We start from the raw sequence: 17053 nt of genomic DNA, 5'->3' as shown, positions 1-17053 counted from the left end.
TAATGAAATTTGTTAAATACTTTATTGTATTTTTAGTAGTAGCTTCTTCTTGTAAGCCTACAGAATATACACATTTAGAAGATGGTATGTATGCGAATATGCATACAAATAAAGGAGATATTTTACTTAAACTTGAATTTGATAAAACACCAATAACAGTTGCAAATTTTGTTTCTTTAGCAGAAGGTACAAATGATTTTGTTGTAGATTCATTAAAAGGAAAACAATACTATAATGGTTTAAAGTTTCATAGAGTTATACCAGATTTTATGATTCAAGGTGGAGATCCTACAGGAACAGGATCTGGTAGTCCAGGATATAAGTTTGAAGATGAATTTCCAAAAGATGAAAAAGGAGATTTATTACTTAAACATAATAAACCAGGAATTTTATCAATGGCTAATTCTGGTCCAACTACTAACGGAAGTCAATTTTTTATTACACATAAAGAAACTCCGTGGTTAGATGGTAAACATACTGTATTTGGTGAAGTAATTGAAGGTCAACAAGTAGTGGATTCTATTGTGAAAGACGATTTTATAAAAGAAGTTGAGATTGTAAAAATTGGTAAAGCTGCACGAAAGTTTAAAGCTGGTAAACAATTTAACTCTTATTTTAAAAACCTTGAAGTAAAAGAAAAAGCGAAAAAGGAAAGAATGAGTAAGATTTTAGCTAAAACCAAACAAATGTTTGATGAAAATGCTAAAAATGCTATAGAATTACCTTCAGGCTTAAAATATGTAATTACAGAAACTAAAAACGGAACTCAACCAAAAACCGGAGCAGATGTAAAAGTTGCATGTGCTGGATACTTTACCGATGGAAATTTATTTTGGACTACTTGGAAAGAGTTGGCTGAAACTTACGAAATGTATGATCACCGTCAAGACTCTCAAGGTGGTTACGCACCAATTCCAACTGTTTATAGTAATGAAGCTCGATTAATACCTGGTTTTAGAGAAGGTTTACAACAATTAAAGTATGGAGATAAAGCTTTATTGTTTATTCCATCTCATTTAGGTTATGGAGCAACTGGAGCAGGTGGTGTTATACCTCCAGATACCGATTTAGTTTTTGAAATTCAACTTATTGAAGAATTATAACACTAATATAAATTAGAATTTAATGTTAGAATCTATTCTAAATAAAGATATTGAATTACTAATTTATTTAAATAATTTAGGAACTATACAATGGGATAGCTTTTGGATGTTTGTTACAAACAAATTCAGTGCTATTCCATTATATGTTCTATTACTTTTTTTTACATACAAAACACTCGGCTTAAAAAAAACCATTGCAGTTGTTTTGTGTATTGCTATTTTAATAGCCGTTTCAGACCAAACAAGCCAATTGTTTAAATATGGATTTAAACGATTAAGACCTTGTCATAATGCTGAAATTAAAGGATTAATTAGACTTGTTAAAGAAAGCTGTGGAGGAAAATATTCCTACTTTTCTGCTCATGCAGCTAACTCAATGGCAATTGCCATATTTTTTGGAAAATTATTAAAAAGTAAGTTTAAATTAATTGCACCTCTTTTACTTATTTGGGCTTTACTAGTAGGGTATAGCAGAATTTATATTGGTGTTCACTTTCCGTTAGATGTATTAACAGGATTTTTATTTGGAATACTTTATGCATCCATTTTTTATTATTTAGTAAAGCTTTTATTTAAAAAAATAAAGAGTTAGTAAATTTCTTTTTTGTTAAAAGGATTTAAAAATATTAAAAGGAATATTACAGCAAAAGAAAGCTCGTAAATTTCCCATTTTCTATTTGAGTCCATAAAAATTAATAATGAAGTTCCTACTAAAAAAGCAATAGTATGGTGCCATTTTACAATTGGAACTGCAAACATGGTAGCTAGATTTTTTATCCAATTAACTTTTCTATATAAAAAAGGAGTTATAATAAGGTATAAAACAAGTATTAATGTTAGTAATTGACTAAAAATAACCTTGTTTACTTTTTTGCCTTCAACTACTAAATTGTGTAAGTTGGTTTCACCTTGCGCATTGTTTTCAATAAAATATTCAGAAGATTCGACATTAAAAATACGTTGTCCCCAAGAAATTTCTTCACCAGCTCCAAAAAGAAATACACAAGCCATTAAAAAAACACCAATTTTCCAAGTTGTACTTTTTGATTTAAAAAATTTAATAAATCTGCTAAATTGTAATAAACTAATACAAGCTAAAAAAATAGCTGTAGCGTTTTCAGCAATCCCATCTTCGGCAGCGTAAACAGTATCAAAATAATTTAAATCTGTTTGTGCAAAGTAAATTCCAACAGCAAAAACTAATAATAAAATGCTATAAGTAACTTTATCTAATGTGGTAAGATTTTTTAAATTCATAATGCAAAAATACTATTTTTTTGAAACTATATAACACTGTCTAATTAAACGTTCTCTAATTTTTTTACCCACATTTAAATTGTAGGTTTCTACATAATTAAGTGTATAATTTTCTCCAACTAATTTTTTTAACAAGGGAACATCATCATTAAGTACTAAAATTCCAAATTTGTTTTCCGAAGGTAAAACAAGAGATTCATTTTTATAGATATTTTTAATTTGTCCGTTGTATTGCCAAATTAACTCTGGAGTTACTTCATGGATACTATAAACTTCTATGTTATTTTTAGCTTGTATTTGTTTTAAATTATGAATAGAATTATAATTATCTTTGTTTTCAATACTTTTTGAAATTGGAAATCCAAAACTAAATGCAAAAAACATAAATAAAACAGTAGCAAAAAAAACATTTTGCATTTCTTTTGAACGCAAATTTTTAATAATAATAACTCCAATTATAATTAAACTAGTCGATGTAAAAAGGTAAGGTATTAAGTAGGAAGTAAAATTATCTTTTAAAAGAAAATACAAGCCTATAGGTGCAATTAATCCAATTAAAGCGAATAAGCCAAAATTAAAATACACAGGCAATGTTTCTGCTTTAGACTTTATATTTTTGAATTCTTTAATTAAATATTCAATGTAAAATCCTGTATTCAAAGCTAAAGGAATTAAAACAGGCATTAAATATCTCGATTTTTTTTCAGGAATTACAGAAAGTAGTATAACAGCTAAAATAGTCCACCAAAAGGTAAATTTATATTCTTTTTTATAAGTTGTTTTTTTTATAATATAGGGATAAAGTAAACCTATAAAAGCTGGGATTGTCCATATTCCAGATTGTGTAAAAAAGCTCCAATAATAATAAAATGGTTTTACATTGTAACTGCTCCAATTAGCAGTTTCTTTAGTGGCAATTTTTAAAAATGCGTTTGGATCGGAATATCTAACATATAAATACCACCAGCCGCCAATAACAGTAAATAAAACAATCCAAATTAATAATGGTACTATTTTAGTTTTAATTGATTTGAATTTGTAAAAAATACCATAAGAAAGTATAAAAGGTAAAAATAAGGCATATAATGCAACTGGTCCTTTACTCATTATGGATAAAGCAACGCATAGTGCAGAAATAGTTAAAAACTTCCAATTATTACTTTTAAGTTCCAAAAATTGAAGTAAATAATACAAGCCAACAAGCATAAAACCGTGTGCGTAAATATCCCAAGGCGCTTCGTTTATAATTCCAATAACATAAAACGAAGTAATTAAAATTAGTCCATTATTAAAACTATGATTTCTGTTAAGGTTTAGTTTTTCGGAAAATTTAAATGTGAAAACGCCTAAAATTAAAATCATTAATACGGCAGGTAATCGTAGTCCAAAAAATGTTTTTATTCCAAATATTGAAGCTGAAATTGCAGAAAGCCAAGTAGGTAAAGGTGGTTTTTGGTAACGTGGTTCACCATTCATGGTTGTTAATAGCCAATTTCCATCTTCTAACATTTCTTTAGCAGTAATAAAATTACGCGCTTCCATAATGGTTAAATTAGGAATGTTTAAGTTTGGAAGTAGCATTAGTAATACAACTACTGAAAGTATTAAAAGCGGGTATTTTGAAATATATTTTTTCATTTTAATAGTAAATGGTGTAATTTCCAAATTCTTTTTGATTATTCAGTTTATTAGCCAATATATTTAACGTATCGGGCAAAGTATCTTTTCTACGCTTAATTATGAAAAGATTTTCTTTGTTGAAGCGTTGAATTCTTGCTCTATCAACTTCATCAAAATAATTAATTAAATTCTTTTTCCATTTTTCGTTTTTTTCAAATTGAATGTCACGATTTGCATTGTATTGACCATGGTTAATAGTTACAATTTCTTGATTTAGATAAAACGGTATTGAAGGTAATAAATAATTATAAACAAGCACCTTTTTATTTTTTTTAGAATTACTTTTTATAAGTTCAGCAATCGGTTTTACAGAGTTTACTAGTAATTCATTTTTTCCAAATACGTGGTTTGCAGAAGAGATAATTAAAAGCATAAATAAAACACCTAAATATGCAGGTTTTAAAACGTTAGCATTTTTAATTTTCTTTTCTATTAAAATTGAGCAGAGTCCAAAAAACAGAACTATACTTAATGTTTTTATAAGTGAAGTTTCAATACCAAAATTTATTATTGATGATAGTAATATTCCCGTACTAAACAATCCAATAAGTATTAAAAATGCAAGAGATATGTTTTTAATACCTTTTAAAGAAGCTTTAATTAATTGTTTAGCAGAAAAAATAGCAATTATAAAAAATAAAGGTAAAATATATAATATTAATTTTGAAGTGGAAATCGAAAGAATTAAAAATAGTACGCTAAAAGTAATTAATAAAACAGCATCAGTTTTTTTGTCATAAATAATAGCTTTCAGTCTATTTTTAAAGTAAGTAATTAAAAAAAGTGTCCATGGAAGTGAAAGTACTGGAACTAATACAAGATAAAACCAAAAAGGTTTTTCTCGGTTAAAATTATTTTTTGAAACACGTTCAACTAATTGTGTATTTATAAAATAATCTAGTAAGTCTTTATTACTTAAAATTACAGCTAAATACCAGCTTGCCGAAACTATTAAAAACAATAAAAATCCTAAAAATTGATGGATAGAAACTTCAATTTTTTGTTTATTTATTAGTGTGTAAGTAATTATAAAAATAACTGGTACAATAAACCCAACTGGGCCTTTTGTTTCAAAAATAAATCCTAAAAAGAGGTAGAATAGGTAGAGGAAATATTTTTTTGAAGTTGCTTTGTAGTTTAGCCAAAAGTAAATAGAACCAAGAATAAACGTGGTTAAATAAGCGTCGGTTGTTAAAGATCTAACAGCTATTATAGCTATTGGAAATGAAAAATAAATAAGCGATGCCGCAAATGCTAGTTTTTCATTTTTATATAAAAGTAAGGTGATTTTAAAAATAAAAAGTAGTTGAAAAATAAGTGCTACTTGCAAAAAAAAACGTGCACCAAATTCATTTACACCAAAAATACTGTAACCTAAAGCCGTTAAATAATAAGTAACAGGAGGTTTGTGTAAATGTTTAATTCCTAAAAGTGTTGGATTTATATAATCGCCAGAAATATACATTTCTTTGGCAATTTCTGCATATCTAGCTTCGCTGCTATCTGTTAAACCCCAACTGCCTAAAAATAGGAGTAATGTTATAAAAACAAGTCCTAAAAATATGTACAGTTTATTTTTCATAAATAATTATGAAGTTTTTTTAGATAACATAATGTTTCTAAAGTAAATAACACTTCCCATAATATGTCCAACAAAAAGAACAGGATCTTTACGTAAAATGGCATAAATTAAAATCATAAGTGAACCTACTAAACTTAATATCCAAAATCCTAACGGTAAAATAGATTCTTTACTTTTTTCAGAATATAGCCATTGGTAAATAAATCGTAATGTAAAAATAATTTGGGCTACACTTCCCCAAACTAATAGCCATAAAGGAATTGCTTCATTTTTGAAAAGATTGTTTAAATCGTAGGTGTTATTATTAAAGGTGTAAGCAATAATTATTGCAGGAAACACCCATAAAAACCATTGTACTAATTTTGGTATTTTTTGCCATTTACCCTGAAATTGTAAATTTCTAATATAAATAAAGTAGGTTAAACCTTGACCTAGCATTATGGCAAAATCATCACGTAAATAACCATAAATAAAAAGTAAAAAAGAGGCAATTAAACTCAATACCCAAAATAGAGAAGGCGTTAGTACTTTTTTATTTTTTTCTGAAATAATCCATTGTAAAATTAATCTTCCAGAAAAAAGAATCTGGGCAAAAAAACCAATGCTATATACCAACCAGTCAGCCATTAACCTTTTTTAGCAACTGAATAATTAATGTATTTTTTCTTCATCCATAAATATGCGAAACAATCCATTAAAGGTCCAAGTAGGCGATTCCATAAGCCGTATTTGGCTTCACCAGCAATTCTAGGAAAGTGCTGAACAGGAATTTGTTTTATGTTGCCGTTTTGTAATAAAATCATGGCAGGTAAAAAACGGTGTAAACCTTTAAACATTGGAATATTTTTGGCGTATTCAGTTTTAATAACTTTTAAAGGGCAACCTGTATCATCCATTCCATCATGAGTAAACGATCTTCTAATGCCATTTGCAATAGTTGAAGACATATTTTTTACAAAACTATCTTTTCTATTTGCTCTAACTCCGGTTACTAAATCATATTCACCAATTTCTTTTAATAGTAAATTAAAATCTTCTGGAGCAGTTTGTAAATCGCTATCAATATAACCAACTAATTCAGTATCTGTATTGTTAAAACCTGCTGTAATAGCAGCACTTAATCCACAATTTTTTTCAAAACTGATAAACGTAAAATCTGAATTGTTAGCACAAATTTCTTCAATTAATTGTTGGCTGTTATCTTTACTTCCATCATTTACAAAAAGAATTTTTGTTTTTTTTGAAGCAATATTTATATATTTTGTTAGCTCTTCTTCAACACGTTTTAAATTGTCTTCTTCATTATATACCGGAACTACAATTGTAAATTGGTAACTCATTTAATTATGGGTTTATACTTTAACTAGATAATTAATTAAATAGTATTTAAAAATTTCGGTAAATTTAAAATATTTATTTAGATAAAAATGCTGCATGCTAATTTAAGTGGCTATTGATTGGTGAAAGTTAGTTGATTTTACCATTATTTTTTTATTTTATAACTGTTAATCAATTATCTAGTCTAGATAAGTTAAGGTTTTTTTAAAATTTATTAAACTTCGTTTCATTTATTTATTGTTAGTATATTTACACACTTAAATAGAAGCATTAATTAATGGAATTATATAAAACAAATACACTTAAAATATACAATTCTTTAACCAAGAAAAAAGAAGAATTTAAACCAGTTGTTGAAGGTAAAGTTGGAATGTACGTTTGTGGACCAACGGTTTATAGCAATGTGCATTTAGGTAACGTAAGAACGTTTATGTCTTTTGATATGGTGTTTCGTTACTTAAAACATTTAGGGTATAAAGTACGTTATGTTCGAAATATTACCGATGCTGGCCATTTAGAAAATGATGCTGATGCAGGTGAAGATAGAATTGCTAAAAAAGCACGTTTAGAACAAATAGAACCTATGGAAGTTGTGCAACGCTATACAGTTGATTTCCACGAAACGCTTCAAAAAATAAATAATTTACCACCAAGTATTGAGCCTACAGCAACAGGACATATTGTTGAGCAAATTGAAATTATAAAAGATATTTTAGATAAAGGTTTGGCTTATGAAGTAAATGGTTCGGTGTATTTTGATGTATTGAAGTACAACGAAACTGAACATTACGGAATTCTTTCAGGAAGAAATATTGAAGATTCTATTCATAATACAAGAACGTTAGACGGACAATCTGAAAAGAAGAACCCACAAGATTTTGCGCTATGGAAAAAAGCAGATGAACGTCATATTATGCGTTGGCCTTCACCTTGGAGCGATGGTTTTCCAGGTTGGCATTTAGAATGTTCAGCTATGAGTACAAAATATTTAGGTGAAACATTTGACATTCACGGTGGTGGAATGGATTTAAAATTTCCGCATCACGAGTGTGAGATTGCGCAGTCTAAAGTTAAAAATGGTGTAAATCCTGTAAATTATTGGATGCATGCCAATATGTTGATTTTAAATGGTCAAAAAATGGCAAAATCTACTGGGAATTTCATTTTACCAAATGAAATATTTTCTGGAGATAATAAAATTTTAAGCAAAGCATTTAGTCCAAGTGCAACTCGTTTTTTTATGTTGCAAGCTAATTACCGTAGTATTTTAGATTTTACAAGTACAGGGTTAGAAGCTTCAGAAAAAGGTTATATAAAATTAATGGAAGCAGTTTCATCGTTAGATAAAATTGAAGCTAGTAAAGAATCATCAATAAATATTTCTGAATGGAAACAGAAATGTTACAATGCTATGAACGATGATTTTAACACACCAGTTTTAATTGCTAATTTGTTTGATGCCGTTAAGTTTGTAAATCTATTATTAGAGAAAAAAGCAACCATTTCTGCTGAAGATTTAGCAGCGTTTAAAACTACAATTAATGCATTTGTTTTTGACGTTTTAGGACTTCAGAATGAATTGCAACAAGATAGTTCAGATAAATTGTCTGGTGTTGTAGATATGCTAATTGATATGCGTAAACAAGCTAGAGAAAATAAAGATTGGGCATTATCTGATAAAATTAGAGATGAATTAGCCGATTTAGGAATTCAGCTAAAAGATGGAAAAGAAGGAACATCTTTTTCTGTGAATTAGGAAAAAGAATAATTTTAAAATTCAAAAAATAGCAATATGTCATTCTGAACTTGTTTCAGAATCTCACCAAGTTATTACACATATATAGTATGAGCCTGAAATAAGTTTAGGTTGACGATTTTTTTGAAACAACAAATTTGAATAGTAAAATTTGAATAAAGTAACCAAAATACTAGCAATTCCATTTATATGGTTGGTACGTTTTTACCAAGCAGCAATTTCGCCTTACACACCATCGAGTTGTAGATATTCTCCAACATGCTCAAGTTATACGCTGGAAGCTTTACAAAAACACGGTATTATAAAAGGTGGTTGGTTAGCTTTAAAACGAATAGGAAGCTGTCATCCTTGGGGAGGAAGTGGTTATGATCCAGTTCCGGAGAATGAGGAAGAAAAACAAAAGAAAACTAATTAAACAATTAAAGTTTACACAATAAATTATATATGACATTTTTACAAATAGATTGGAATCCAGCACCAGAATTATTTAAAATAGGCTCGTTTGCCATTCGTTATTACAGTTTAATGTTTGTAATTGCGTTTACATTAGGTTTATATTTAATGAAGAAGATTTTTATTAATGAAAAACTTCCTTTAGAGTTGTTAGATAAACTATTTATGTATATGGTGCTTTCTATTTTAATAGGAGCACGTTTAGGACATTTCTTGTTTTATGAACCAGCAGCTTTAATAGAAAGACCGTTAGAAGTAATTTTACCTTTTCAGTTTTCACCAACATTTAAGTTTACGGGTTTTGCGGGTTTAGCAAGTCATGGAGCAGCTATTGGAGTAATTTTAGCACTGTACTATTTTAGTAAAAAGATTCTAAAAAAACCAGTATTATTTATTTTAGATAGAATTGTAATTCCATCAGCAATTGGTGGAGCTTTTGTGCGATTAGGAAATTTAATGAATTCTGAAATTATTGGAAAACCTACAAATTCAGATTATGGTTTTGTTTTTCAACGTTTAGGTGAAGATTTTCCGCGTCATCCAGCACAACTATACGAAGCAATATGTTACGTTGTAATATTTGCTATTCTTTGGTTTGTTTATTGGAAAACAGACAAAAAACAAAAATTAGGTTATTTGGTTGGATTGTATTTTGCGCTAACGTTTTCAGCTAGATTTGTAATAGAATTTTTTAAAGAAGCACAAGTTGATGATCGAGCTACGTGGGCATTAAATACTGGTCAATGGTTAAGTATTCCTTTGGTAATGATAGGTTTATATTTTATGTTTAGAAAAACAAAAGCTTAATAATTACTAAAACCATTTGCTATGAATTGGGTTTTAGGACTTGCTATAATTATTACTGTTTATTTTTTAATTTCTAATTATTCTAATAAAAAGAAGTATAAAAAATTAAAGAAAGAATTATTAAAAAATTGGGGAAAACCTAAAAAAAACAGCTATTACAATTTTAATTTAATTGCGAATTATTTTAATAATTACCAGCCTAATTATAAGCCTTTTCATAGAGTCTCGGATAAAGTAAAGTCTGATTTAGACATTGATGAAGTTTTTAAATCTATAGATAGAACTACCTCTAAAGTAGGGCAACAATTTTTATATTTTAAATTCAGAACAATTGGTAGTTTAGAAAATTTAGTAGCTTTTGGTAAATTAACTAATGCTTTTAAAAAGAATAAAAGCAATGCTGTAAAGTGTCAACTAATTTTATCAAAATTGAGTTCTCATAATTCGTATGATTTAGAAAAACTTATTACTGAAAAACCTATTGCAAAACCTAAATATTTAAAATTGATTTATGCTTCGTCAATTGGATCTATTTTATTTATAATTTTAGGTTTTTTTAATCCTATATTTTTTCTTTTTCTACTTCCTCTTTTTTTTATAAATACAATTTTTCATTACAAAAATAAAGAGAATGTAACCTATTATATTAGTGCAGTTAATCAACTTTCTAAAGCATTAAAAGTTGGGAAACAACTCTCAAATTTTAATGAAGTAAAGCAACATTACACCTATTTTTCATTTCTAAAAAAAGTGAATTCAATTCAGTTAAAAACTGAATTTATAGGATTTGAAAATTATTTAGTAAATGAATATGCGTTACCTATTTGGTTATTAATTGAATTAATTAAAATTCAATTTATGGTTGAATATATATTCTTTTTCTCTTTTGTAGATGCTGTAACTAAAGAAAAAAAGAGTATTAATAAATTATTTCAGTTTATTGGAGAAATTGATTCAGCTATATCTGTAGCTTCTTTAAAATCAGATAGTTTACAGTTATGTGAGCCTGAATTTACAAATAAAAAACAAGTTGTAGTAAATCAAATTTCACATCCGCTAATAGAGAATTGTGTTTTAAATAATGTACTGTTAAACAATAAAAGTTTACTGCTAACTGGCTCCAATATGTCAGGTAAAACTACTTTTATAAGAACAGTTGCTATAAACGCTATTTTAGCTCAAACATTAAATATTTGTTTTGCAAAAGAGTACAATGCACCATATTTTAAAATTTATTCTTCTATTCGAATTACGGATGATTTACTAGACAATACAAGTTATTATTTAGAAGAAGTTTTAACAATAAAAGAACTTATTTCAAAATCAAATACAGCTGAACCTTGTTTATTTATTTTAGATGAAATTTTTAAAGGAACAAATACTGTTGAGCGGATTTCGGGTGGAAAAGCTATTTTATCTTATCTAAATAAAGGAAACAATGTAGTTTTGGTTTCTACGCATGATATTGAACTAACCGATTTATTAAAAACAGAAAACTATCAGCTATTTCATTTTTCAGAAAAAATTGAAAATCAGCAATTAATATTTGATCACAAATTAAAAGAAGGTAAGTTAAAAACTAGAAATGCAATTAAAATTTTAGAATTGTATAAGTATCCTTCTGAAATAATAGATGATGCTAGAGATATTGAAACCACATTTAATTAAAACTCACTAGTAAAGTGAAGTTTAACGGTTGGATATTTACTCTGTGTCATTTGAATAGTAAAAGCAGAATCTGCTAAAAACACCAATTGTCCTTGTTTATCTTTAGCTAAAAAGCGTTGTTTTACACGTTTAAATTCTTTAAACTCTTCATTTTTCTCATCTTCAGGTTCTACCCAACACGCTTTATGTACAGGTAAATTTTCGTAACTACATTTTGCACCATATTCGTGTTCTAATCTATGTTGAATTACTTCATATTGTAAAGCTCCAACAGTTCCAATTATTTTTCTTCCGTTTAAATCTAACGTAAATAATTGTGCAACACCTTCATCCATTAATTGATCTAAACCTTTATATAGTTGTTTTGCTTTTAAAGGATCAGCATTATTTACATAACGGAAATGCTCTGGAGAAAAGCTTGGGATACCTTTAAAGTTTAAGTTTTCACCTTCGGTTAATGTATCTCCAATTTTAAAATTACCTGTATCTTGTATACCTACAATATCTCCAGGAAAAGATTCATCTACAATTTCTTTCTTTTCAGCAAAAAATGCATTTGGACTTGAGAATTTCATTTTTTTATTTAAACGAACATGTAAGTATGGCGCATTTCGTTTAAAAGTTCCTGAAACAATTTTTATAAATGCTAATCTATTTCTGTGGTTAGGATCCATATTTGCATGAATTTTAAACACAAAACCTGTTAATTTTTCTTCTTTAGAATCTACCAAACGCTCTTCCGATTTTTTTGGTTGAGGTGAGGGAGCAATTTCAATAAAGCAATCTAATAATTCTTTAACACCAAAATTATTTAAAGCTGAACCAAAAAATACAGGTTGTAATTTACCTGATAAATATTCTTCTTTATTAAATTTAGGATATACTTCTTGAACCAATTCTAACTCTTCACGTAAAGTTTCAGCAGCTTTATTTCCAACAATTTCATCTAATTCAGGAACAGAAATATCTGTAAATTCAACACCTTTAGAAACAGTTTGTTTATGATCACCAGAAAAAACATTAATCTTTTTTTCGTAAACATTGTAAATTCCTTTAAAATCGTAACCCATTCCAATAGGGAAACTCAAAGGAGTAACACGCAAACCAAGTTTTTGTTCAACTTCATCTAACAAATCAAATGCATCTTTACCTTCACGGTCTAATTTGTTTATAAAAACAATCATTGGAATGTTACGCATTCTACAAACTTCAACCAATTTTTCAGTTTGTTCCTCAACACCTTTTGCAACATCAATTACTACAATAACACTATCTACGGCAGTTAACGTTCTAAATGTGTCTTCAGCAAAATCTTTATGACCTGGTGTATCTAAAATATTGATTTTCTTATCTTTATAAATAAAAGCTAATACAGAAGTGGCAACAGAAATTCCTCTTTGGCGTTCAATTTCCATAAAATCGGAAGTAGCACCTTTTTTTATTTTATTGCTTTTAACAGCTCCTGCTTCTTGTATGGCACCACCAAAAAGTAATAGTTTTTCAGTCAAAGTAGTTTTACCAGCATCGGGATGCGAAATAATACCAAAAGTTCTTCTGCGTTGTATTTCTTTTAAAAAGCTCATCTATAAAATTTTGTGGTGCAAATATAGTTTTTATAGTTGAAAAATCTAAAGTAAGGTTTACTAAAAGTACCGACTTATAAAGTCAATTTTGTAGATTTGTAGCTATGGCAGAAGAACAAGTAATTTTAGTAAATGAAAATGATGAGCAAATAGGCTTAATGGCTAAAATGGAAGCTCATGAAAAAGCCTTACTTCATAGAGCATTTTCGGTATTTGTATTTAATAGTAAAAACGAATTAATGTTGCAACAAAGGGCAGCGGATAAATATCATTCACCTTTATTATGGACAAATACTTGTTGTAGTCATCAACGCAATGGTGAAAGTAATTTAGAAGCAGGGAAAAGGCGTTTACAAGAAGAAATGGGATTTGTGTGTGAGTTAGAAGAAAAAACTTCTTTTATATACAAAGCACCGTTTGATAATGGTTTAACTGAACACGAATTGGACCATGTAATGGTTGGGTATTATAATGAAGACCCAATAATTAATAGGGAAGAGGTAGAAAGTTTTAAATGGATGTTGGTTGAAGATGTAAAAAAAGATATGGCTGAAAAACCAGAAATTTATACCGAATGGTTTAAGATTATTTTTGAAAAATTCTATGAATTTATAAAGCAATAATATGAAAGTAACTGTTAATAGAAAAGCACATTTTAATGCAGCTCATAGATTGTACAACGCTGAATGGACAGATGCTAGAAATGCAACTGTTTTTGGTAAATGTGCCAACCCTAATTATCATGGGCATAATTATGAGTTGATTGTAGCTGTAAAAGGTGAGATTCATCCAGAAACAGGTTTTGTAATGGATATGAAAGTTTTAAAACAACTTATTGAAACTGAAATTGAGGAAAAATTTGATCATAAAAATTTAAATGAAGAAGTTGAAGAATTTAAAACGTTAAATCCAACTGCTGAAAATATTGCAGTAATTATTTGGAATAAATTACGTTCCAAAATTGATGCTAAACTAGAAATTACTATTACTTTATATGAAACACCTCGAAATTTTGTAGTGTATTCTGGAGAGTAAAATTTAAGAAAGAAATGTAAAAAAAAGCCTGCTAAATTTTAGCAGGCTTTTTTTTTAAGTTTTATTTTTTAGGAACTTTACAAGTATTTATTCCAAAAATAGAATATAAGGGACAATTACTAATAACACTGGTAAATAAAAATACACCACCAATTATTAATGCAATTATACCCACAGTTCCTGATATTGTTCCAGTAAAATATAGAACTGCTATAACAATTGCTATAATAACTCTAATTATTTTGTCTGCAGAACCCATGTTTTTTTTCATAATTGATTGTTTTTAGTTAAAGTCTAAAGTTACTCTTTTTTTTGCTTGTTCAGTTCATCTTGTAACTGTCTACGTACTTTTTGTTCACGTTCAAGAGCAGTTTTTCTATGATTTTCAAATTCTTCTTCAGTCTCTTTCAATCTATCTTTAACTTCTTTGGTAATTGAATTACTTTGCTTAAATCTACCAATAAAAATAATTAATAACGCAATTAAACCTCCAATAATAGAGAACATAATTGTTTTAAAAAGTCCTTTTTTTATTTGAAGACCTAAAAGTGAAATACTTTGATTTTCATTTGTTAAACTAGTTACAGTTTCTTTTGCACTTGCAATAGCTGTAGTTAAACTATCAATTTTACTTTTTTGCGAGCTTATTGTTTTATAGTTGACTATAATTTCATTTTCTGAAACTTTTAATGAATCAGATACATTTTTTTTCAGTTTTAATATCCAAGTTGAAGGAACTACTTTATATTGTTGATATTTATTAGATTTATTAAATAAATATTCAAACTGATTTTCAACAGAACCTGTATCTATAAATTTTTTGGTTGCTTGGCTAAATACCGAAGTTGAAATAAATAATAATACGATTGCTGTTAAGCAAAAATTTCTCATAATATATGTTTTGAACTATAACGAACCTTATTTTTACTTATTGTTGTTGTAGTAAATTTCTAATTGTTTTATAAATGCTTCTTTTTTAGCATCTGAAGCTAAAGAATATTGAAAAGAATTTTTAGCAAGTTCATAAATTTCCTCTTTAGTTAAATCTAATGCTTTTTGAATTTCAATAAAGTTCTGATTTACTTGTCCACCAAAATATGCAGGATCATCAGAGTTTATGGTTGCTTTTAGTCCTTTTTTTAGCATATTTTTTAAAGGATGATCTTTTAAATCTTCAACAACTTTTAGTGCAGTATTTGATAATGGACAAACAGTTAAAGCTAAATCTCTTTCAATAATATCAGCCACTAAATTTTCATCTTGCAAGCAGTTATTTCCGTGATCTATACGTTTAATGCCTAGTAAATCTATTGCTTCCCAAACGTAATCTGCATCACCTTCTTCACCAGCATGAGCTACAGGAATATATCCTTCTTTTATAGAAGCTTCAAAAACTTTTATAAATTTTGATGGAGGATTTCCTTTTTCAGAAGAGTCTAAACCTACAGCCGTAATTTTATTTTTAAAAGGTAGTGATTGTTCCAAAGTTTTAAATGCATCTTCTTCACTTAAATGGCGTAAATAACTCATAATTAATAATGAAGAAACATTCAAGTTTTTTTCAGCATCCTTACAAGCTTTTGAAATTCCATTTATTACAGTTTCAAATTTAACACCGCGTTGTGTATGTGTTTGTGGATCGAACATAATTTCTGTATGTAATACATTTTGCTCGGCACATTTTTCTAAATAGCTATAGGTTAAATCGTAAAAATCTTTTTCAGTAATTAAAACATTTGCACCTTGGTAATAAATATCTAAAAAATCTTGTAAGCAGCTAAATTTATAGGCTTCTTTAATTTCTTCAATAGAGTTATAAGGAATTTTAATGTTGTTTCTTTTAGCAATTTCAAACATTAATTCAGGTTCAAAAGTACCTTCAATATGTAAATGTAATTCTGCTTTAGGCAGTTTTTCTATAAAATTAATCATAGCGCAAAAGTAATTATTTAATTCAGGTTTTTCAATTTTGTTTATAACTCGTTAATAAGATTAATTTGTCCACTTTATTTCGAGTTCAAAATCTTTATAAATTTGAAAATGAATTTGGTTCCGCTACAACAAATTGTTGTAGGATTAAAAGGGAATATGGTGAGAATCCATAACTGTTCCCGCAGCTGTAAGCTTTAAAGTACTGTTTTACATCTTTTGCCACTGTCAATATTAAGTTACGGGAAGGCGTAAAACTAAAGTAAGTCAGAAGACCTGCCAGAGTTCAACAAGAAATAAAATCTTCGGGAGAAAGATTTTGTTGAAATAAATTATAGAAAGCAATATTTAGTAATTGTTCAATTCACTTGGTTTTAAACCATGTGATGTTGTATATGTAATTTTTATAAAAATGAATTATTCTGATTTAACAATAACCATGCAAGAAGTTCCGGGTGAAATTAGCATCTGTTTTTCTATTTGTGGTTGTAAATTAAACTGTAAAGGCTGTCATTCTAGTTACTTATGGAATATGAATAATGGAAAGTTATTATCAGAAGAGTTGTATAGAAAAACTTTAAAAAAGTATAAAAATTTAGCAACTTGTATTTTGTTTATGGGAGGAGAATGGCATGAGAAAGAATTAATTAACTATTTAAAAATAGCACAATCTCAAAATTTTACAACTTGTTTATATTCAGGAGAACTATCAATTTCTAATTCAATAACTCAACATTTAACTTGGATAAAAACAGGACCATGGATTGAAGAATTAGGCGGTTTAGATTCTCCAAAAACCAATCAACAATTTAGAGAAGTTAAAACCAATCAACTATTAAACCAATTATTTAAAAAAAATTAA

At 27.9% G+C, this 17053-nt stretch carries 18 protein-coding genes and 1 riboswitch; of the genes, 9 read left to right on the top strand and 9 right to left on the bottom strand.

Going from position 1 to position 17053, the window contains the following annotated elements:
* The first annotated feature begins 2 nt into the window (after window positions 1-2).
* Both R3X25_RS12830 and R3X25_RS12825 read left to right on the top strand, forming a co-directional pair.
* Entirely contained in the window at window positions 3-1103 is a 1101-nt protein-coding gene (locus R3X25_RS12830) for a peptidylprolyl isomerase (protein WP_317675319.1), read from the top strand.
* 22 nt (window positions 1104-1125) lie between these two features.
* Window positions 1126-1695: a phosphatase PAP2 family protein gene (locus tag R3X25_RS12825; protein ID WP_317675318.1), complete on the top strand. Its 570-nt coding sequence runs from the start codon at window positions 1126-1128 to the stop codon at window positions 1693-1695.
* Here R3X25_RS12825 and R3X25_RS12820 read toward each other — a convergent pair.
* Genes R3X25_RS12820 through R3X25_RS12800 form a run of 5 tightly spaced genes read right to left on the bottom strand, consistent with a single transcriptional unit; the run spans window position 1692 to window position 6962 of the window.
* Window positions 1692-2360 carry a hypothetical protein gene (locus R3X25_RS12820; RefSeq protein WP_317675317.1) on the bottom strand — a complete coding sequence of 223 codons (669 nt, stop codon included), beginning with the start codon at window positions 2358-2360 and terminating at the stop codon, window positions 1692-1694. The two genes, R3X25_RS12825 and R3X25_RS12820, sit on opposite strands and share 4 nt — an antisense overlap.
* Before the next feature lie 12 nt (window positions 2361-2372).
* Window positions 2373-3998 (bottom strand): glycosyltransferase family 39 protein, encoded by a 1626-nt coding sequence (locus tag R3X25_RS12815; protein WP_317675316.1) that lies wholly within the window; start codon window positions 3996-3998, stop codon window positions 2373-2375.
* A 1-nt stretch (window position 3999) separates the two neighbouring features.
* On the bottom strand, window positions 4000-5622 hold the full coding sequence (locus R3X25_RS12810) for a glycosyltransferase family 39 protein (RefSeq protein ID WP_317675315.1): 1623 nt from the start codon (window positions 5620-5622) through the stop codon (window positions 4000-4002).
* Window positions 5623-5628: 6 nt separating this feature from the next.
* Entirely contained in the window at window positions 5629-6249 is a 621-nt protein-coding gene (locus R3X25_RS12805; protein ID WP_317675314.1) for a lipid-A-disaccharide synthase N-terminal domain-containing protein, read from the bottom strand.
* Window positions 6249-6962: a glycosyltransferase family 2 protein gene (locus tag R3X25_RS12800; RefSeq protein ID WP_317675313.1), complete on the bottom strand. Its 714-nt coding sequence runs from the start codon at window positions 6960-6962 to the stop codon at window positions 6249-6251. Before R3X25_RS12800 ends, R3X25_RS12805 begins: the two co-directional genes overlap by 1 nt.
* 275 nt (window positions 6963-7237) lie before the next feature.
* Between R3X25_RS12800 and cysS the strand changes: the two genes are divergently transcribed.
* The 4 genes from cysS to R3X25_RS12780 all read left to right on the top strand — a co-directional run bounded on the left by cysS (window position 7238) and on the right by R3X25_RS12780 (window position 11644).
* Window positions 7238-8716 (top strand): cysteine--tRNA ligase, encoded by a 1479-nt coding sequence (cysS, locus tag R3X25_RS12795; RefSeq protein WP_317675312.1) that lies wholly within the window; start codon window positions 7238-7240, stop codon window positions 8714-8716.
* A 151-nt stretch (window positions 8717-8867) separates the two neighbouring features.
* Window positions 8868-9131 carry a membrane protein insertion efficiency factor YidD gene (yidD, locus tag R3X25_RS12790; protein ID WP_317675311.1) on the top strand — a complete coding sequence of 88 codons (264 nt, stop codon included), beginning with the start codon at window positions 8868-8870 and terminating at the stop codon, window positions 9129-9131.
* A 29-nt stretch (window positions 9132-9160) separates the two neighbouring features.
* On the top strand, window positions 9161-9976 hold the full coding sequence (gene lgt, locus R3X25_RS12785; RefSeq protein WP_317675310.1) for a prolipoprotein diacylglyceryl transferase: 816 nt from the start codon (window positions 9161-9163) through the stop codon (window positions 9974-9976).
* Window positions 9977-9997: 21 nt separating this feature from the next.
* A complete protein-coding gene (locus R3X25_RS12780) occupies window positions 9998-11644 on the top strand; it encodes a MutS-related protein (protein WP_317675309.1) in 1647 nt (548 codons plus the stop codon).
* Here the strand turns inward: R3X25_RS12780 and R3X25_RS12775 are convergent.
* Window positions 11641-13227: a peptide chain release factor 3 gene (locus R3X25_RS12775; RefSeq protein WP_317675308.1), complete on the bottom strand. Its 1587-nt coding sequence runs from the start codon at window positions 13225-13227 to the stop codon at window positions 11641-11643. The genes R3X25_RS12780 and R3X25_RS12775 overlap by 4 nt on opposite strands.
* 104 nt (window positions 13228-13331) lie before the next feature.
* Here R3X25_RS12775 and idi point away from each other — a divergent pair, with 104 nt between their 5' ends.
* Together idi and R3X25_RS12765 are read left to right on the top strand one after the other, a co-directional pair.
* On the top strand, window positions 13332-13850 hold the full coding sequence (idi, locus tag R3X25_RS12770; RefSeq protein ID WP_317675307.1) for an isopentenyl-diphosphate Delta-isomerase: 519 nt from the start codon (window positions 13332-13334) through the stop codon (window positions 13848-13850).
* A gap of 1 nt (window position 13851) precedes the next feature.
* Entirely contained in the window at window positions 13852-14262 is a 411-nt protein-coding gene (locus R3X25_RS12765; protein WP_317675306.1) for a 6-pyruvoyl trahydropterin synthase family protein, read from the top strand.
* Window positions 14263-14323: 61 nt separating this feature from the next.
* Here the strand turns inward: R3X25_RS12765 and R3X25_RS12760 are convergent, their stop codons facing one another.
* The 3 genes from R3X25_RS12760 to R3X25_RS12750 are packed head-to-tail and all read right to left on the bottom strand — an operon-like array spanning window position 14324 to window position 16194.
* The gene (locus R3X25_RS12760; RefSeq protein ID WP_317675305.1) at window positions 14324-14533 is read right to left on the bottom strand and encodes a DUF2892 domain-containing protein; all 210 of its coding nucleotides are present in this window, start codon (window positions 14531-14533) and stop codon (window positions 14324-14326) included.
* 29 nt (window positions 14534-14562) lie between these two features.
* Window positions 14563-15153, bottom strand: coding sequence for a hypothetical protein (locus R3X25_RS12755; protein ID WP_317675304.1), 591 nt, complete (start codon window positions 15151-15153; stop codon window positions 14563-14565).
* A 33-nt stretch (window positions 15154-15186) separates the two neighbouring features.
* Complete coding sequence (locus R3X25_RS12750) at window positions 15187-16194, bottom strand: adenosine deaminase (protein WP_317675303.1); 1008 nt, start codon at window positions 16192-16194, stop codon at window positions 15187-15189.
* Between the two features lie 98 nt (window positions 16195-16292).
* A riboswitch (cobalamin riboswitch) is annotated at window positions 16293-16490 on the top strand.
* A gap of 113 nt (window positions 16491-16603) precedes the next feature.
* Between R3X25_RS12750 and nrdG the strand changes: the two genes are divergently transcribed.
* Window positions 16604-17053 (top strand): anaerobic ribonucleoside-triphosphate reductase activating protein, encoded by a 450-nt coding sequence (gene nrdG / locus R3X25_RS12745; protein WP_317675302.1) that lies wholly within the window; start codon window positions 16604-16606, stop codon window positions 17051-17053.

The organism is Lutibacter sp. TH_r2 (assembly GCF_033101135.1).
Taxonomy (GTDB): domain Bacteria; phylum Bacteroidota; class Bacteroidia; order Flavobacteriales; family Flavobacteriaceae; genus Lutibacter.
This window is presented reverse-complemented; position numbering and strand designations above follow the sequence as displayed.

What these genes read in the sequence shown, in the direction of transcription:
- R3X25_RS12755 (WP_317675304.1), bottom strand. Translation starts at nt 15,153, where the DNA reads ATGAGAAATTTTTGCTTAACAGCAATCGTATTATTATTTATTTCAACT.
- idi (WP_317675307.1), top strand. Translation starts at nt 13,332, where the DNA reads ATGGCAGAAGAACAAGTAATTTTAGTAAATGAAAATGATGAGCAAATA.
- lgt (WP_317675310.1), top strand. Translation starts at nt 9,161, where the DNA reads ATGACATTTTTACAAATAGATTGGAATCCAGCACCAGAATTATTTAAA.
- R3X25_RS12750 (WP_317675303.1), bottom strand. Translation starts at nt 16,194, where the DNA reads ATGATTAATTTTATAGAAAAACTGCCTAAAGCAGAATTACATTTACAT.
- R3X25_RS12800 (WP_317675313.1), bottom strand. Translation starts at nt 6,962, where the DNA reads ATGAGTTACCAATTTACAATTGTAGTTCCGGTATATAATGAAGAAGAC.
- R3X25_RS12815 (WP_317675316.1), bottom strand. Translation starts at nt 3,998, where the DNA reads ATGAAAAAATATATTTCAAAATACCCGCTTTTAATACTTTCAGTAGTT.
- R3X25_RS12775 (WP_317675308.1), bottom strand. Translation starts at nt 13,227, where the DNA reads ATGAGCTTTTTAAAAGAAATACAACGCAGAAGAACTTTTGGTATTATT.
- R3X25_RS12765 (WP_317675306.1), top strand. Translation starts at nt 13,852, where the DNA reads ATGAAAGTAACTGTTAATAGAAAAGCACATTTTAATGCAGCTCATAGA.
- cysS (WP_317675312.1), top strand. Translation starts at nt 7,238, where the DNA reads ATGGAATTATATAAAACAAATACACTTAAAATATACAATTCTTTAACC.
- R3X25_RS12760 (WP_317675305.1), bottom strand. Translation starts at nt 14,533, where the DNA reads ATGAAAAAAAACATGGGTTCTGCAGACAAAATAATTAGAGTTATTATA.
- R3X25_RS12780 (WP_317675309.1), top strand. Translation starts at nt 9,998, where the DNA reads ATGAATTGGGTTTTAGGACTTGCTATAATTATTACTGTTTATTTTTTA.
- nrdG (WP_317675302.1), top strand. Translation starts at nt 16,604, where the DNA reads ATGAATTATTCTGATTTAACAATAACCATGCAAGAAGTTCCGGGTGAA.
- R3X25_RS12810 (WP_317675315.1), bottom strand. Translation starts at nt 5,622, where the DNA reads ATGAAAAATAAACTGTACATATTTTTAGGACTTGTTTTTATAACATTA.
- R3X25_RS12805 (WP_317675314.1), bottom strand. Translation starts at nt 6,249, where the DNA reads ATGGCTGACTGGTTGGTATATAGCATTGGTTTTTTTGCCCAGATTCTT.
- R3X25_RS12830 (WP_317675319.1), top strand. Translation starts at nt 3, where the DNA reads ATGAAATTTGTTAAATACTTTATTGTATTTTTAGTAGTAGCTTCTTCT.
- R3X25_RS12825 (WP_317675318.1), top strand. Translation starts at nt 1,126, where the DNA reads ATGTTAGAATCTATTCTAAATAAAGATATTGAATTACTAATTTATTTA.
- R3X25_RS12820 (WP_317675317.1), bottom strand. Translation starts at nt 2,360, where the DNA reads ATGAATTTAAAAAATCTTACCACATTAGATAAAGTTACTTATAGCATT.